Origin of the sequence: Bacillus sp. RC242 (assembly GCF_044908245.1) — a bacterium.
Lineage (GTDB): Bacteria > Bacillota > Bacilli > Bacillales > Bacillaceae_G > Bacillus_A > Bacillus_A mycoides.
The window spans coordinates 219557-235213 of record NZ_JBIYCZ010000006.1 but is presented as its reverse complement, the minus strand read 5'-3'; the positions used below and the strand labels follow the sequence as shown (position 1 = coordinate 235213).

The following is a 15657-nucleotide window of genomic DNA, read 5'->3' as shown; positions in this document are numbered from 1 at the left end:
TTTACACCTCTTCCATATAACGTTTTATACTCTCTACATCTTTATCACCGCGGCCGGATAAACAAATGACAAGTCCTTCGTCTTTCTTCATTTGCGGCGCTAGTTTTAAAGCGTATGCAACAGCATGTGAACTTTCTAATGCCGGGATAATCCCTTCTTTTTTCGTTAATAATTGAAATGCTTCTAACGCTTCTTCATCTGTAATGGAATGATAAGAAACGCGGCCAATATCTTTTAGCAAGCTATGTTCTGGCCCAACACCTGGGTAATCCAGCCCTGCCGAAATAGAGTGTGCTTCTTGAATTTGCCCTTCTTCATTTTGCAGAAGGTACATCATCGATCCGTGTAAAACACCGACACTTCCTTTCGTTAAAGTGGCTGCGTGCTTTTCTGTGTGAACACCTTTTCCAGCTGCTTCAACACCGTAAAGAGCAACTTCTTCATCGTGTACGAACGGATAAAACATTCCCATTGCATTACTACCACCGCCAATACAAGCAACGACTGCTTCTGGTAATTTCCCTTCTAACGCTTCGTATTGCTTTTTCGTTTCTTTCCCAATTACACTTTGGAAATCACGAACAATTTGCGGGAATGGATGTGGCCCGAGAACTGATCCCATAATGTAGTGCGTATCGTGTACATGTGAAACCCAGTAACGAAGCGCCTCGTTTACCGCATCTTTCAACGTGCCGCTACCTGCCGCTACGCTTTCTACTTTTGCTCCGAGTAATTCCATTCGAAACACGTTTAATTTTTGTCGTCTCACATCTTCTTCTCCCATGAAGATGACGCATTCTAAACCGAAAAGTGCACATACAGTAGCTGTTGCAACTCCGTGTTGTCCTGCTCCTGTTTCAGCGACAACTTTCTTCTTACCCATTCTTACCGCAAGAAGTGCTTGACCGATTGTATTGTTAATTTTATGAGCTCCCGTATGGTTCAAATCTTCACGTTTCAAATAAATCTTTGCTCCGCCGCAATACTTCGTCATATTTTCAGCGAAATAAAGCGGTGTTTCTCTTCCAACGTACGTTTGTAAATAATGATCTAATTCCTTTTGAAACGCTTCATCTTGCATCGCTTCTTTATATGCTTCTTCTAGTTCTAATACGGATTGCATTAACGTTTCTGGAACGTATCGTCCTCCGTATATACCGTAATGACCTTTTTCATCTGGATATGCGTAGTTCATTTTGAACACTCCTTCGCTTTTTTAATAAATTGTTTTATTTTCTTTAGATCTTTCTTTCCTTCTGTCTCTACTCCGCTGCTCACATCGATCATATATGGCTGAACGGTTCGAATTGCTTCTTCTATATTAAGGATGTTTAATCCGCCAGCTAATATCGTTTTCTCTCGCAACTCGTTTGGCATATGTGCGAGTAACTCCCATGAGAATGTCTTTCCGTTTCCTCCGTGGAACTTTTCTTTCGGGCTATCAAATAACAGATAATCTGTATCGTATTTTTTCGCACATTCAATATCTTTCTCTAAAGCTACTCCTACCGCTTTTATAGACGGAATATTCAATCTTGTAATTTGATGATTGTCTTCATCCCCATGTAGTTGCACATGCGTTAACCCGCACTCCTCTGCAATTTTCTGGATCACTTCGACTGATTCATTTACGAAAACACCTACCTTGAAAACGTGGGCTGGAATTTCCCCAATAATTTCTTTCGCTTGTCCTGGAGTGATTTTCCGTTTACTTTCTGCAAAAACAAATCCGATTGCATCTGCTCCGTATTCACACGCTCTTTTTGCTGTTTCCATATCAGTGATGCCGCAAATCTTCACTTTCATATACTCACCTTACAGTCTTCAAAAAAGGTACTAATAGAAGACGATGTCATAAGCGCTTCTCCGACTAACACGCCTTTTGCACCAGCTCGTTTGACGCGAATAATATCTTCTTTTGAATGAATACCACTTTCACTAATCCAAAGTAGGTTTTCCTCATTCAGTCGTTTTCCGAGCTTTTCAGTTTGGCTTAAATCTACTTCAAACGTTTTTAAATTACGGTTATTAATTCCGATAACGTGCGGATTTAATTCGATTGCAATTTCTAATTCCTGTTCATCATGAACTTCAACAATCGCTTCTAATCCCACTTCTAGTACGTAGTTATAAAGCTCTTTTAGCTTCTCTTTTGACAATGCTGCAACGATTAATAAAATTAAATCTGCACCAGCTTCATACGCCCTATCAATTTGAATCTTATCAATTATAAAATCTTTACATAAAAGCGGAATGTTACTTTCTGCTCTTGCCGTTTGTAAGTCGTGAAACGACCCTTTAAAAAATTGACCGTCTGTTAAAACCGAAACTGCTCCAGCACCGCATTCTTCATATGTTTTCACTTGTTTTGGCACATCAACGTGTAAATTAATATCGCCTTTTGATGGAGACGCTCGCTTTACCTCTGCTATTACAGTAAACTGCTCTAAAGCTTTTACAAGTGAGTGTGTTTTCCTTTTTTCTTTCACTGGTGAATATGTTTCATATAACTCCGCAACTTCTACTTTCTTTTGCTCTACAATTTTGTCTAAAATCGTCCCCATTTTAATTCACCCTTTCTAAATTTTCATGGCTTGCTGCAATTAATAAGTTTAGTTTGGCTAATGCTTTTCCAGAGTCAATGCTATGTGCCGCTAGTGTAATTCCTTCTTCAATCGTTTCTGCTCTTCCATTTGCGAAAAGGGCTAGACCTGCATTTAATAAAACAGTATCGCGATAGACACTCTTTTCTCCGCTTAATACTCCGAGCGTAATCTGTGCATTTTCTTTCGAATTCCCGCCCCTAATTTCTTCATTTTTCACTCTTGAAAAACCATACTTTTCTGGATCAATACTCATTTCTACTATTTCATTATCTTTTAAAACGACGACATGATTTTCTCCCTGTAATGATGCTTCATCTAAAAAGCCACTTCCGTTTACGACGAGCGCTTGTTTTCTGCCAAGTTTCTGCAATACTTCCGCTACTGGCAATAACATATCTCGCTTATAAATACCGACAAATTGTGTTTCTAAATTAACCGGATTCGTCAACGGTCCAATTAAGTTAAAAATCGTAGGAACGTTTAATTCTTTTCTTATTTTCATAATGCGTCTTAATGCTGGATGCATCGCTGGTGCGAATAAGAAGGCAATACCTACATTCTCTAATAAATAGTCAATCTCACCCGGCGTACAGCTTATGTTTACACCGAGTTCTTCTAATAAATCAGCACTTCCTGTTTTACTAGAAACAGCGCGGTTTCCATGTTTCGCAACCTTTACACCAGCTCCGGCAAGTACAAATGCCGATGTTGTACTAATATTGAATGTTTGCGCACCGTCACCACCCGTTCCGCAATTGTCCATCGCGCCTTTTATATGATTTGAAAACGGTAATGCCTTTTCGCGAAGAGCACGAACGAGACCGTATATTTCTTCTGCTGTTTCGCCTTTCGCTTTCAGCAATACTAAGAAAGCTGCAACTTCACTTTCCAATATGTTGTCACTTAATAAAAGAAGTCCCGCTTCATACATTTCTTCTTCTGTTAAATGTTGTCCCTCTACTAATTTTCGAAGATAACTGTTCATACTCTCTCCTCCTCTTTCACTTCTGCTAAAAAGGCACGTATTAACTTTCCGCCTTCTTCTGTTGCAATTGATTCTGGGTGAAACTGTAATCCGAAGAGCGGATAATAGTTGTGACGAACTGCCATGATTTCTCCGTCATCCATCGCTGTCGCAAGTATGTCAAAACACTGCGGCAAACTATTTTGCACTGCGACGAGTGAATGGTAACGCATCGCTGTTAACGGCTGCGTTACGTACGAAAAGATTGACATTCCGTTATGTTTCACACGCGATGTTTTTCCGTGTTTAATGCGCTCTGCTCTAACAATTTCTCCTCCAAATGCGGATATGATCGCTTGATGGCCAAGGCAAATCCCTAAGATGGGAACGTTCTTATAAAAATGACGAATAACATCGATACAAATTCCAGCATCTTCTGGTTTCCCAGGTCCTGGCGAGAGCACAATTCCTTTCGGCTTCATCTCCTCTAATTGTTCAATTGTTATTTGATCATTTCTTACGACAACAATTTCTTTCTCGTACTCGCCTAATAGTTGATACAAGTTATATGTGAACGAATCATAATTATCGATAAGTACAATCATTTCATAACCTCCAAAAGCGCTCTCGCTTTATTTAATGTTTCTTCATATTCAGCAACCGGGTCTGAATCGTAGACGATACCCGCTCCTGCCTGAACGTACGCTTTCTCGTCTTTTACAACCATCGTTCGAATTGCTAGCGCCATATCAAGGTTTCCTGAGAATGAAATATATCCAACCGCTCCGGCATATACATTTCTTTTTTCATGCTCTAACGTATTAATAATTTCCATCGCCCTTATTTTCGGAGCACCTGATACTGTACCAGCTGGTAAACAATACGCTAATGCATCAAATCCACTCGTTTGTTTTCGCAATGTTCCGTAAACTTCAGATACAATGTGCATAACGTGAGAGTATTTTTCTACTTTCATATATTTATCTATCGTCACAGAGCCAATTTCACTTACTCTGCCAATATCATTTCGTCCTAGGTCCACAAGCATCATATGCTCTGCTCGCTCTTTCTCATTTCCTAACAGTTCTTTTTCGATTTCCTCATCTTCCTGCTTCGTTTTCCCTCTCGGCCTCGTACCAGCAATTGGGTTTGTCATCACTTTATCCTCTCTTACTGATAACAAACTTTCCGGCGAAGAGCCAAGTACAACATAATCTTGAAAATCGATATAGAACATATATGGTGATGGATTTGCAATTCGAAGTTTCCGGTATAATGCAAATGGATCTCCAATACATTCACTTTGCAAACGCTGGGATAATACAACTTGGAAAATATCTCCGGCCCGAATGTATTCTTTCGCTGTTTCTACCATTTCACAAAATTCTTTTTCAGTTATTGAAGAAGTGAATGATAATATTGATTGTATTTCATTTACTTCCGCTTCTTCTCCCTTTAGCACTTCCTCTTTGTATACTTGCAATCTTTCGTATACTTCTTCATAAGAAGCTGAATCGTCTTCCCTGCATACATATACAAATGACAACTTTTGGCGTAAATGATCGTAAACGGTAAACTCACGATATAGTAAAAGGTGTACTTCTGGAATATTTAATGGATCGTGTAAATCTGCTCCAATGTTTTCATACTGCCGAATGACGTCATAGCCAATATATCCAACTGCTCCCCCGCAAAACGGAAATGGACTGTCTACTTGCGCTGGTGCGATTACCTCTTCTAGCATTTGCAGTACGTTACCCTGCAGCTTTTCTTTTTTCCCATACATCATTCGCTCTACTTCTATACCAACGCTTTTCACTTCTCCATAAGGATTACACCCTAAGTAAGAATAGCGCCCTTTATCTTGATGAAGCTGCGAACTTTCTAATAAAAACTTTTTCTTTCCCTTCATACGTCTATATAAAGAAATTGGCGTAATGCTATCTCCTTCTTCTTCAGCGATTACTAAAAATGTGTTTCTTTGTTCTTTTTGCTTCATAAATTCCTCTTTTGTCATCATGCCTTTCACCTCACTCTGAAAAATAAAAAAGTCCCCTACATATCGAAATATGTAGAGGACGATAAATTTACCGTGGTACCACCTCAGGTTGGACGCAAAAGCATCCCGCTTTATTCAGGTACAAAATATATACCTTATCCTTGTAACGGCGGAACCCGGGTTGCCTACTGAAAATAATTGTTCAGCATACCTCTCGTAAGCCCATTCCGTATATGGCACCGCACCGGGCTCCCACCTGTCCCCGGCTCTCTGAAACGTCTCCAATATACGTACTCTTCTTACTTAAACGATTTAACATATTTAATTTTTTGTACACAAAAAGGGAGTACTCATCCTATAGAAAGGACGGGTACTCCCGTGGTGCCACCTTAATTCGTTACGAATGTAACGCACTTTGCCGTATCAAAAAATAATACGTGTCTCTTGTATCGATGAGATCATGTCGCCAAAGCCTACTTCTTTCGTTTCGGTTTGGAAGCTCCGAAGCCCATTCCACATCAATCCCATACTGATTCGCACCAACCATCAGCTCTCTGACATGTTCATCATGTGTACTCTTCTTCATCAACGCTTGCATTTTTTTAAGTTGCACTCATTATAGACCTAACTTTTTTCACAAGTCAATACTTTTTTTAAAAAAATATTTCTCCCTTCTTTCAATATTATATTGACAAAACAACGTGTTTTTATGTAAATATAATAAATACTCTATTAAAATTAAGGTTTTTTCGTCTGAAATTTATATATTTAAAAAGTAAAACGATGTCAAAAAACGCTTACATTTCTGAAAATTCGTATTTCTGTATGGATTTTTCAGAATAATCATGATAGATTATAAATATGCATAACGCATCAAAAGACATGACAAAAGGAAGGGGAACTACATGAGTACGCAGATGTTAACTTTAACTTCTATCTCTATTTACATGCTCGGGATGTTAGTAATCGGCTATTTCGCCTACAAACGAACGTCCAACTTAACAGATTATATGCTTGGCGGGCGTACACTAGGCCCCGCAGTAACAGCATTAAGTGCTGGAGCATCTGATATGAGTGGTTGGCTTTTAATGGGATTACCCGGTGCAATGTTTAGCGTTGGATTAAGTAGTAGTTGGATTGCGATCGGCCTAACACTAGGCGCATACGCAAACTGGCTTTATGTCGCTCCTCGCTTACGTACCTACTCTGAAATTGCAAACAACTCTATTACTATTCCAGAATTTTTGGAACACCGTTTCCACGACAAATCTCACATGCTACGCTTAGTATCCGGACTTGTTATTATGATTTTCTTTACTTTCTATGTAGCTTCAGGATTAGTTTCAGGCGCTGTATTATTTGAAAATTCATTTGGTATGAACTATCATGTTGGATTACTCATTGTAGCAGGCGTTGTTGTAGCTTACACATTATTTGGTGGTTTCTTAGCAGTAAGTTGGACGGACTTCGTGCAAGGAATCATTATGGTAGTTGCCCTTATTCTTGTTCCTATCGTAACAATTATGAATACAAACGGACTTGGACCTGCATTTGATACAATTCGATCTGTAGATCCAACACGTCTAGATATTTTTAAAGGTGCCTCTACTTTAGGAATGATTTCTTTATTCGCATGGGGCCTTGGTTATGTTGGACAACCTCATATCATCGTACGCTTTATGGCAATTTCGTCTGTAAAAGAAATTAAAAGCGCGCGAAGAATTGGTATGAGCTGGATGATTTTCTCTGTTGTCGGAGCTATGTTTACTGGTCTTATCGGTATTGCTTACTATTCACAACAAGGTTTGACATTATCTAACCCAGAGACAATTTTCCTTGAACTTGGAAAAATTTTATTCCATCCACTTATTACTGGATTTTTATTAGCCGCTATTTTAGCAGCTATTATGAGCACAATCTCTTCTCAGTTGCTCGTTACTTCAAGTGCAGTAACAGAAGACTTATATCGTACATTCTTTAAGCGTTCTGCTTCTGATAAAGAACTTGTATTTGTCGGTCGTATGGCTGTTCTTGGTATCGCTTTAATTGGATGTGCATTAGCGCTTAAACAAAATGATACGATTTTAGCTCTTGTTGGATATGCTTGGGCTGGATTTGGTTCTTCATTTGGACCTGCTATTTTATTAAGCTTATATTGGAAACGTATGACGAAATGGGGCGCGCTTGCTGGTATGATTTCAGGTGCAACCACAGTAATTATTTGGACACAGTTTAAGTTTCTAAAAGATTTCTTATATGAAATGATTCCTGGTTTCGCTATTAGTTTAATAGTGATCATAATTGTTAGTTTACTAACTAAACCTTCAAAAGAAGTTGAAGAGCAATTTGAGAATTTTGAAAAACAACATATTCATAATCTATAAAAAGAAAGCTCTGCTGTTACGATAACAGCAGAGCTTTCTTTTAACCGCATTTCGACAATATTCTTCTCGAATTTAACAATTTCTTTATGTTTCGTTAAATTTACTATAACATTCTTCCTTTATATTATTAGTATCGACACCTATACAGAAAGGGGACTCCACAATGTTAGCATCTTTACAGCAACAACATATAAGAAAATTTTCACCTATCACAAACACTTCTACTTCTCGTTTAAACATACAACCTAATCCATCCAAAATTTCAATTGCTCCTTCTGTTATATCTGTAATTGGTATTCATATACAGAAAAATAAGCTTAAAATAAAAACCGGACAAAGTGCCGATTTATCAGCTTCCGTTTTGCCAATGCAGGCAAAGAATCAAGAGCTTATTTGGACAAATATGAACTCCGACGTCATCACCATCTATCCGAAAGGTGAGACAGTAACGATTACTGGAAAAAGTGCAGGAAGAGCAGTCGTAATTGTCACAACTGCCGAAGGAAAATTCCGCGACTTATGTGTCGTTCACGTGCAACCTTATATGACAAATCCAAAGTGACATAAAGAGAGTAGATATGAATCCACTCTCTTACTTTATTTCAATCCCAGGATTTTTTCTTTTTAACAACAAAATAAATTCTTCTTTATTTCTTGGAGAAATAAGTTCTGTTTCATATGATCCGTAAACAATTTCTAATCGATCGAATGATAGTGCATGAGCTGCGATTGGATTTTTTGTATTGGAAATTCGTTTTATGTCTCGTATAAATATACGTTTTTTAACGGGACCTGATGTAATTATAATTATTTCTTCCTTAACGATATATTTTGTTGAAAACCAACTCCAACTAAACAGTATAGCTAATGGAATTGTAAAAAATAAGAGAAAATATTCTCTCCCTGCAAATATTGGAGCGAAACAGGCGCCTAAAACAATGAAAAAGATTGGATATAACCATACATCTTTTTTTGATGGAAATTCCATTACGCTCTCTCCTCTCTTGATTTAAGTCAATGACTTCTCCTCCTTCCCTTATTAAAATAAAAGTAATATTGAAATAGGAGGACGACATATGAATGAACGAAAGTTTGCCTTATTTACTGGTGCTTCTCTTCTTATTATGGCATTTGCTGCATTTTTTTCTTACGGTTTTGTTCACGGAAATCTCGTTGTACAAGGAGATGCGAGCACGACACTCCATAATATTCAAACTTCAAGTTCACTTTTCAAAGCTGAAATTTTCGGATGGATTATCATTTTCATTACGGATATTATCGCCTCGTGGGCTCTTTATTTCTTTCTAAAACCTATCCATACTAGCCTCTCATTACTAGCTGCCTGTCTTCGTCTTATGTATACAGCTATACTTGGGATTGCTATATTCAATTTAATATTTGTATTACTTCTTTCAAAAAACACAGTTGCTAATTCAGAAGCATATACAATGTTATTTCTAGAAGCTTTTGAATACATTTGGTCTGTAGGATTAATCATTTTCGGCTTACATCTTCTCACCTTAGGATACGTAACCTTTCAATCTAAAAACATACCGAAAACTATTAGTATATTACTGCTCATTGCTGCAATCGGCTATATCATCATTAACGTAATGAATACGATTTTTTCACAATATGATGCGATTATTTCCATTCTTAACGTTGTCTTTCAACTACCGATGATCGCAGGTGAACTAGGATTTAGTATATGGCTATTGCTTAGAGGTGGAAAAAACTCTACTGTTTGAGTCGTTTCTTAATTCTGCTTAATGATTCTGGCGTAATACCCAGATAACTTGCCAATTGATATTGAGGAACACGATCGATTAAATGAGGTCGTTTTTGTAATAATGATTTGTAGCGCTCTTCTGGTGTCGATGTAATAAATAATGTAAGTTCTTCTTGTACTTCACCAAAATTGTATTCAATCATTTGGCGCGTCATTTCTTCTAACTGTGAATATTTCTTATACATGTCCTTTGCACTATACAGATCGCCAACTACAACTAGACAATCTTCTAGGCACGTTAACGTATGTGGGGATAATTTATCTTGTTTATGATGGTTGAAATTCGCGATTGCTTGTTCTTCTGTATAAAAATTTGATGTAACTTCTTTTCCAGATTCATCTATACAATGTTGCCTCACGCATCCTTTTAATACAAAATAACATTTAGACGGAACATCTCCTTGTCTTAAGAGCACTGTTCCTTTTTTATACTCTTCAATTTGTAATTCTTCTACGATCATGCGCTGCTGCTCTTCACTTAATGTTGTAAGATTTGTCATGTATTTCATTAAAATCTCTTTCATTTGGTCTCTCCTTCCCCCACTATATATTATCTTTTTTCATGCTACATGGTGGGAATTCCCCCTATTAATCTGTTTTATTTTCTGCATGGAACAAAAAAAAGAGAAGTTACCAATAACTTCTCTTTTCGCAAATTAGAATAAACTCGTTATAATTCCTGTGTATAAGCCGGTTCGTTCACCACATTTTTTGCTGTTCGCTTTTGTTGCTGTAGTAAGAAAACAGATACACCAAACAATACGAGCATGCTACCGATAATTTGCATTGCATTTAATTTTTCTCCAAGTAAGAAGAACGCTAGTATAGATGCCCCAACTGGTTCTCCTAAAATACTCATTGAAATTGTTGTTGCATTTACGTAGTTTAATAGCCAGTTATTAATGACATGTGACACTGTCGGCACAATCGCAAGTAAAAGAAAAATAGTCCAATCCCACTTCGTATAACCTGTAAAAGGTACTTGTAGCACGATATTATAAATCCCCATAAAAATACCTGCGAATGCAAAAACTGTAAAGCTATAAATCCAGTGTGATACTTTCTTTACTGTCGTTTGCCCGATAAATAAATAACCGACAACCGCTATTACACTTAAAAAGGATAATATATCTCCATAAATTGCTTGTTTACTTAAACCTAAATCTCCCCAACCAATACACATTACACCTAATATAGCGATACCCATCGTCGCAATGGCTGAATAGGTTGTTCTTTCTTTAAATAAGAAGAAACCTCCAACTAAAGATACGATCGGTTGAAGTGCTAAAATAATCGTTGAACTAGCAACTGTTGTATGCTTTAAAGATTCAAACCATAAAAGAAAATGAAGCGCTAAAAAGAATCCAGATCCAATTAAAAATCCCCAATCTTTTATTTGAATCTTATGGAACTCTTCCCGCTTTTTCCAAACGATTGGCAGCATAATAAGTACGATAATCCATAATCGGTACATACTTAAAATAGAAGATGGTGCTGAGGACATCTTTACAAAAACTGCTGCGAATGAAATTGCTATAATAGAAATTGCTAATGGTAGTGCGATTGATTTTTCTTGTTTCAAACCCTGTCTCCCCTCTCACCTGTAAAAATCCCACTTCATTATATCCGTTTTCTTTCATAACTTAAATACTAATTTTTTAGATTCTTCGTACCATTATGGTAAAATATAAATTGAGGCACCTATTAGTGAATATTTCTTTCCTTTTCACTACAAGCGTCGCTGTTACAATCATAGTAAATTTTTATTTAGGGGGATATACATGAATCAAACAATAGGGAGAATTGAAGAAATTTCATTTTTTAGTACATCACTTCAAGAGGAACTTACACTTCTTGTTTATTTACCAGTAAATTACACACCTCTCCATAAGCATACGGTTGTTATTGCACAAGATGGTAGAGATTATTTTCAGCTTGGTAAAGCGCACCGTGTAATTGAGCGCCTTCGCGAAACTGAAGAAATTGACCGCACAATTATTGTCGGTATTCCATATAAAAATGTACACGATCGTAAGGAAAAATATTTCCCAAATGATGTAAAGAATGCTGCTTACATTCGCTTCCTTGCTCACGAGCTTGCTCCATATATTGATGAAAATTATCCAACGTATCAAATGGGTAAAGGACGCGTTTTAATTGGAGATTCTCTTGGCGGTACAGTTTCTTTCATGACTTCACTTATGTATCCGCATACATTCGGTAAAGTCGTTATGCAATCACCATTTGTTGATGAAACAGTAATGAACTTAGCAAAAGACTTCAAAGATCCACAGGCGTTAGAACTTTATCACATCATTGGAACAGAAGAAACAGCTGTAAAGCGCACAGACGGACAAGTATCTGATTTCGTAGAACCAAATCGCGAGTTAAATAAACTTCTTACAGATAGAAATTTCATCACGCATTATGAAGAGTTTGAAGGGAATCACACTTGGAAGTATTGGCAAGCTGATTTACCGAGAGCTTTTTCTCATATTCTATCAATGAAATAATAGAGAGCGGTATTCAGAATAATTTGATATAATAGATAAAGAGATTTATTCTCAAAATCTAACTAGACTTGCAAAGGGAGGAATTGGAACATGAAATTAGGAATTGTAATTTTCCCATCAAAAATGATTCAAGATAAAGCGAACGGATTGCGTAAACGTTATGATCCGCACTACGCATTAGTTCCGCCACATGTTACATTGAAAACACCCTTTGAGACGCAAGATGATCAACTAGAATCGATTGTAAACGAGTTACATACAATCGCAAGTAAAACGAACCCTTTCACCCTTCATGTTGGAAAAGTCGGTTCATTCGCACCTGTTAATAATGTCCTTTATTTTAAAGTAGAAAAAACACCTGAACTAACTTTCTTAAATGAAGAAATGCATAATGGTTTCTTTACACAAGAGCGTGAATACTCTTTCGTACCTCATTTAACAATCGGTCAAGATTTATCAGATGCAGAGCATGCTGATGTATTAGGTCGATTACGTATGAAAGATTTCTATTATGAACAACCAATCGATCGTTTCCACCTTCTATACCAATTAGAAAATGGAACGTGGACTGTACATGAAACATTCCACCTTGGAAAGGAGAACAACTAATTTGCACGCACAAATCGTACAAACGGACGAACAACTAAGAGATGCATTCTCTGTACGTAAGCAAGTATTTGTGAATGAGCAACGTGTTTCTGCAGAAGAAGAGTATGATGAGTTTGAAGAAATTTCAACACACGTTGTTATATATGATAATGATGTTCCAGTTGGCGCTGGTCGCTTCCGCATCGTTGATGGAGTTGGAAAGATGGAACGCATTTGCGTACTAGCTTCCCATCGCAAAAAAGGCATTGGCAAAATCATTATGGATGCACTTGAAGCGTATGCGAAGGAAGAGTCTCTACCGAAATTGAAACTCCATGCTCAAACACATGCTGAATTTTTCTATAAAAAGCTAGGATACGTGACGGCTTCTGATGTGTTTATGGAAGCAAATATCCCGCACGTCGTAATGATAAAAGAATTATAAAGTGAAACTTTAATCAGTGGGGGTTTTGTTCATCCCCCACTGATTATTAGCCTTCACCAATCGGGCGTTTACGGACACCTGAATTTTGAGGTGAGAGTTTTACTGCCCGCAAATAGCGGGGTAATTTTGTAGCAGGAGGTAGCCCCTCCTGTTTTTTACATTGCTATTTTCTTTTTCTTCCGCTAAAGTTAAATGTTGATGCTATAGTTTTGAAGGTGAATATATGACACAAGAAAAATTTTCACAAAAATCGTTAACACACGCTGGTATTCCGCAAGCGACGTATCATATTCCGAAAACATCTACCCATTTAATTATGGAAGAAGATGCAGATGCGGCGTATTTCCGCGCTTTAGAACAGCAAGGTGTTTATTTAAATGAAAAACAGTTAGAAGCAGTGCAAACGACAGAAGGACCTGTCCTTACACTAGCTGGTGCTGGAAGTGGTAAAACATCTGTTTTAACAACTCGCGTTGGTTATTTAGTTAATGTAAAACATGTCCATCCGCGAAATATTTTGCTGCTGACGTTTACACAAAAAGCAGCTGAAGAAATTCGAAGCCGTGTAGCGAATTTACCTGGTATGAATCATGCCGCAAGTAGCTATGTCGTTGCTGGTACATTCCACTCTGTCTTTTTAAAATTGCTTCGTAGTCAAGGATATAATCAGCAAATTTTAGCAAATGAAAAACATAAACAAATTATGATAAAGAAAATTTTGAAAGAATTGCGCTTAAAAGACGATTATGATGCCGAAACGATACTCGCTATGATTTCACTTGAGAAAAACAAATTGAATCGTCCGAAAGATGTAAAAGCGAAAACACCGGTTGAACAAGAGTTCAAAGAAGTATACGAACGTTTCGAAGAGGTAAAACAACGACACAATTATATCGATTTTGACGACATCTTATTAGAAATGTATTATATGTTAGAAAATAACGCTCCCCTGCTTACTCAATTACAAGAGCGTTTTCATTACATTGAAGTAGATGAGTTTCAAGATACGTCGTATGCACAATATGAAATTGTAAAATTGTTAGCCACGCCGAGAAATAATTTATTTATCGCAGGTGATGACGATCAAGCGATTTACGGCTGGCGAGGGGCAAGTCACCAAATTATTTTATCTTTTCCAAAGGAATTTGATAATACAACGATTATCGCACTTAATACGAATTATCGATCTAATCCATTTATCGTCGGACTTGGAAATGAAGTTATTAAGCTAAATCAAGAACGTTTTGATAAAGAGCTATATTCTGTTCGTGAAGAAGGTGTACAACCATTTTACGCACGACCAGCTACAACTCTTGATGAAGCAAATCAAATTTTGCAACTCATTCAGGAAAAAGTAGATAGTGGTGAACGAAATTATAAAGATTTTTGTTTATTATATCGTACACATTCTGTAAGCCGTTCTTTACTTGATCAGCTTACAATTCATAAGATTCCATTTATTAAACATGGAGCGAGCCAATCGTTCTACGAACATTCTTTAATTAGGCCCGTATTAGATCACTTACGACTCGTGCTTGAACCGTTCCGCCTCGAATCACTTTCAAATATATTACCAACAATGTATATTGGCCGTGATGAGTGCATTTCATTTATTGAACGTGAACAATGGAAATATGGTGAGGGCCGTTTCCCTTCTCTTCTTCATTTTCTATTACTAAACCCGAGCTTGAAACCTTTTCAAGTTAAAAAAGTAAATGAGCGAATCGATTTTATTAAGTTTATAAAAGAACTTGAACCGAAAAAAGCATTGAAAGAAATTATTCATGGTAAAGGAAAGTATTTAGAGTACTTACAAAGTAATGATCGTTCTTCCTTTACGATGCATAAGGACATACAAGAAGAAATGTTAGAAGAATTAATGGAATCAGCAACTCGCTTTACGGATATTCCAGCTTACTTACAATTTATTAACGAGGCCATTCAAGGTCAAAAAGAAATGGAAGCATTAAAAACAATGCCGCAAAAAGATGCCGTATCGCTTATGTCAATTCATAACGCGAAAGGCCTTGAGTTTCCATGCGTCTTTTTACTCGGAGCAAGCGATGGTATATTGCCGCATACTTCTTCTTTAAAAGATGCAAATGACCGTGTAACTGAGACTTCTGAAGCATTAGAAGAAGAAAGACGATTACTCTATGTCGCCATTACACGCGCAAAAGAAGAACTTTACATTTCCTCCCCGCAATTTTTCAGAGGAAAAAAACTAGATATATCTCGTTTTTTATATACTGCGCGAAAAGATTTACCTGAAAAGACACCCATTAAATAAGGGTGTCTTTTTGCATATCACGTTATGTACATCCCCTCTATATAAATTCCCTGTTTCTATCCTGAGAATTAACGTAATA

General features: G+C 37.1%; 16 protein-coding genes and 2 other annotated features. Of the genes, 7 read left to right on the top strand and 9 right to left on the bottom strand.

What is annotated here, in order from left to right:
* Window position 1: 1 nt before the first annotated feature.
* From trpB to trpE, 6 genes are read right to left on the bottom strand one after another with little or no spacing between them, the layout of a single operon-like run.
* Window positions 2-1195: a tryptophan synthase subunit beta gene (trpB, locus tag ABH957_RS14195; protein WP_002086917.1), complete on the bottom strand. Its 1194-nt coding sequence runs from the start codon at window positions 1193-1195 to the stop codon at window positions 2-4.
* Complete coding sequence (locus ABH957_RS14190) at window positions 1192-1806, bottom strand: phosphoribosylanthranilate isomerase (RefSeq protein ID WP_404457228.1); 615 nt, start codon at window positions 1804-1806, stop codon at window positions 1192-1194. Before ABH957_RS14190 ends, trpB begins: the two co-directional genes overlap by 4 nt.
* Complete coding sequence (gene trpC, locus ABH957_RS14185) at window positions 1803-2564, bottom strand: indole-3-glycerol phosphate synthase TrpC (protein WP_269480919.1); 762 nt, start codon at window positions 2562-2564, stop codon at window positions 1803-1805. The genes ABH957_RS14190 and trpC overlap by 4 nt, the downstream gene beginning before the upstream one ends.
* A gap of 1 nt (window position 2565) precedes the next feature.
* Entirely contained in the window at window positions 2566-3591 is a 1026-nt protein-coding gene (gene trpD / locus ABH957_RS14180; RefSeq protein WP_269480918.1) for an anthranilate phosphoribosyltransferase, read from the bottom strand.
* Window positions 3588-4175, bottom strand: a complete 588-nt coding sequence (locus ABH957_RS14175) for an anthranilate synthase component II (RefSeq protein ID WP_269480917.1) — start codon at window positions 4173-4175, stop codon at window positions 3588-3590. The genes trpD and ABH957_RS14175 overlap by 4 nt, the downstream gene beginning before the upstream one ends.
* Window positions 4172-5590 carry an anthranilate synthase component I gene (trpE, locus tag ABH957_RS14170; RefSeq protein WP_002086925.1) on the bottom strand — a complete coding sequence of 473 codons (1419 nt, stop codon included), beginning with the start codon at window positions 5588-5590 and terminating at the stop codon, window positions 4172-4174. Before trpE ends, ABH957_RS14175 begins: the two co-directional genes overlap by 4 nt.
* A 51-nt stretch (window positions 5591-5641) precedes the next feature.
* Window positions 5642-5886 (bottom strand) — a binding site (T-box leader).
* Window positions 5887-5928: 42 nt separating this feature from the next.
* Window positions 5929-6167 (bottom strand) — a binding site (T-box leader).
* 307 nt (window positions 6168-6474) lie between these two features.
* On the opposite strand from trpE, the gene putP reads away from it, so the two are divergent.
* Both putP and ABH957_RS14160 read left to right on the top strand, forming a co-directional pair.
* Window positions 6475-7953 (top strand): sodium/proline symporter PutP, encoded by a 1479-nt coding sequence (gene putP, locus ABH957_RS14165; RefSeq protein ID WP_269480915.1) that lies wholly within the window; start codon window positions 6475-6477, stop codon window positions 7951-7953.
* Between the two features lie 163 nt (window positions 7954-8116).
* Window positions 8117-8515, top strand: coding sequence for an Ig-like domain-containing protein (locus ABH957_RS14160; RefSeq protein ID WP_002064293.1), 399 nt, complete (start codon window positions 8117-8119; stop codon window positions 8513-8515).
* 30 nt (window positions 8516-8545) lie between these two features.
* On the opposite strand, the gene ABH957_RS14155 is transcribed toward ABH957_RS14160, so the two are convergent.
* Complete coding sequence (locus ABH957_RS14155; protein WP_269480914.1) at window positions 8546-8941, bottom strand: PH domain-containing protein; 396 nt, start codon at window positions 8939-8941, stop codon at window positions 8546-8548.
* An 88-nt stretch (window positions 8942-9029) separates the two neighbouring features.
* Between ABH957_RS14155 and ABH957_RS14150 the strand changes: the two genes are divergently transcribed.
* A complete protein-coding gene (locus tag ABH957_RS14150; protein ID WP_404511476.1) occupies window positions 9030-9701 on the top strand; it encodes a DUF4386 domain-containing protein in 672 nt (223 codons plus the stop codon).
* On the opposite strand, the gene ABH957_RS14145 is transcribed toward ABH957_RS14150, so the two are convergent.
* On the bottom strand, window positions 9691-10266 hold the full coding sequence (locus ABH957_RS14145) for a Crp/Fnr family transcriptional regulator (protein ID WP_002135010.1): 576 nt from the start codon (window positions 10264-10266) through the stop codon (window positions 9691-9693). The two genes, ABH957_RS14150 and ABH957_RS14145, sit on opposite strands and share 11 nt — an antisense overlap.
* Window positions 10267-10412: 146 nt before the next feature.
* Window positions 10413-11324 carry a DMT family transporter gene (locus ABH957_RS14140; protein WP_000806933.1) on the bottom strand — a complete coding sequence of 304 codons (912 nt, stop codon included), beginning with the start codon at window positions 11322-11324 and terminating at the stop codon, window positions 10413-10415.
* 199 nt (window positions 11325-11523) lie between these two features.
* Between ABH957_RS14140 and ABH957_RS14135 the strand changes: the two genes are divergently transcribed.
* The 4 genes from ABH957_RS14135 to ABH957_RS14120 all read left to right on the top strand — a co-directional run bounded on the left by ABH957_RS14135 (window position 11524) and on the right by ABH957_RS14120 (window position 15578).
* Window positions 11524-12255 carry an alpha/beta hydrolase gene (locus tag ABH957_RS14135; protein WP_002135007.1) on the top strand — a complete coding sequence of 244 codons (732 nt, stop codon included), beginning with the start codon at window positions 11524-11526 and terminating at the stop codon, window positions 12253-12255.
* A 90-nt stretch (window positions 12256-12345) separates the two neighbouring features.
* A complete protein-coding gene (locus ABH957_RS14130) occupies window positions 12346-12864 on the top strand; it encodes a YjcG family protein (protein WP_113733636.1) in 519 nt (172 codons plus the stop codon).
* A 1-nt stretch (window position 12865) separates the two neighbouring features.
* Window positions 12866-13288, top strand: coding sequence for a GNAT family N-acetyltransferase (locus ABH957_RS14125; RefSeq protein WP_044437812.1), 423 nt, complete (start codon window positions 12866-12868; stop codon window positions 13286-13288).
* A 223-nt stretch (window positions 13289-13511) separates the two neighbouring features.
* Window positions 13512-15578, top strand: a complete 2067-nt coding sequence (locus ABH957_RS14120) for an ATP-dependent helicase (RefSeq protein ID WP_002135005.1) — start codon at window positions 13512-13514, stop codon at window positions 15576-15578.
* Window positions 15579-15657: the final 79 nt, after the last annotated feature.

Excerpts from the sequence above, each read along its gene's own strand:
- trpB (WP_002086917.1), bottom strand. The coding sequence starts at position 1,195 with ATGAACTACGCATATCCAGATGAAAAAGGTCATTACGGTATATACGGA.
- ABH957_RS14190 (WP_404457228.1), bottom strand. The coding sequence starts at position 1,806 with ATGAAAGTGAAGATTTGCGGCATCACTGATATGGAAACAGCAAAAAGA.
- trpC (WP_269480919.1), bottom strand. The coding sequence starts at position 2,564 with ATGGGGACGATTTTAGACAAAATTGTAGAGCAAAAGAAAGTAGAAGTT.
- trpD (WP_269480918.1), bottom strand. The coding sequence starts at position 3,591 with ATGAACAGTTATCTTCGAAAATTAGTAGAGGGACAACATTTAACAGAA.
- ABH957_RS14175 (WP_269480917.1), bottom strand. The coding sequence starts at position 4,175 with ATGATTGTACTTATCGATAATTATGATTCGTTCACATATAACTTGTAT.
- trpE (WP_002086925.1), bottom strand. The coding sequence starts at position 5,590 with ATGATGACAAAAGAGGAATTTATGAAGCAAAAAGAACAAAGAAACACA.
- putP (WP_269480915.1), top strand. The coding sequence starts at position 6,475 with ATGAGTACGCAGATGTTAACTTTAACTTCTATCTCTATTTACATGCTC.
- ABH957_RS14160 (WP_002064293.1), top strand. The coding sequence starts at position 8,117 with ATGTTAGCATCTTTACAGCAACAACATATAAGAAAATTTTCACCTATC.
- ABH957_RS14155 (WP_269480914.1), bottom strand. The coding sequence starts at position 8,941 with ATGGAATTTCCATCAAAAAAAGATGTATGGTTATATCCAATCTTTTTC.
- ABH957_RS14150 (WP_404511476.1), top strand. The coding sequence starts at position 9,030 with ATGAATGAACGAAAGTTTGCCTTATTTACTGGTGCTTCTCTTCTTATT.
- ABH957_RS14145 (WP_002135010.1), bottom strand. The coding sequence starts at position 10,266 with ATGAAAGAGATTTTAATGAAATACATGACAAATCTTACAACATTAAGT.
- ABH957_RS14135 (WP_002135007.1), top strand. The coding sequence starts at position 11,524 with ATGAATCAAACAATAGGGAGAATTGAAGAAATTTCATTTTTTAGTACA.
- ABH957_RS14130 (WP_113733636.1), top strand. The coding sequence starts at position 12,346 with ATGAAATTAGGAATTGTAATTTTCCCATCAAAAATGATTCAAGATAAA.
- ABH957_RS14120 (WP_002135005.1), top strand. The coding sequence starts at position 13,512 with ATGACACAAGAAAAATTTTCACAAAAATCGTTAACACACGCTGGTATT.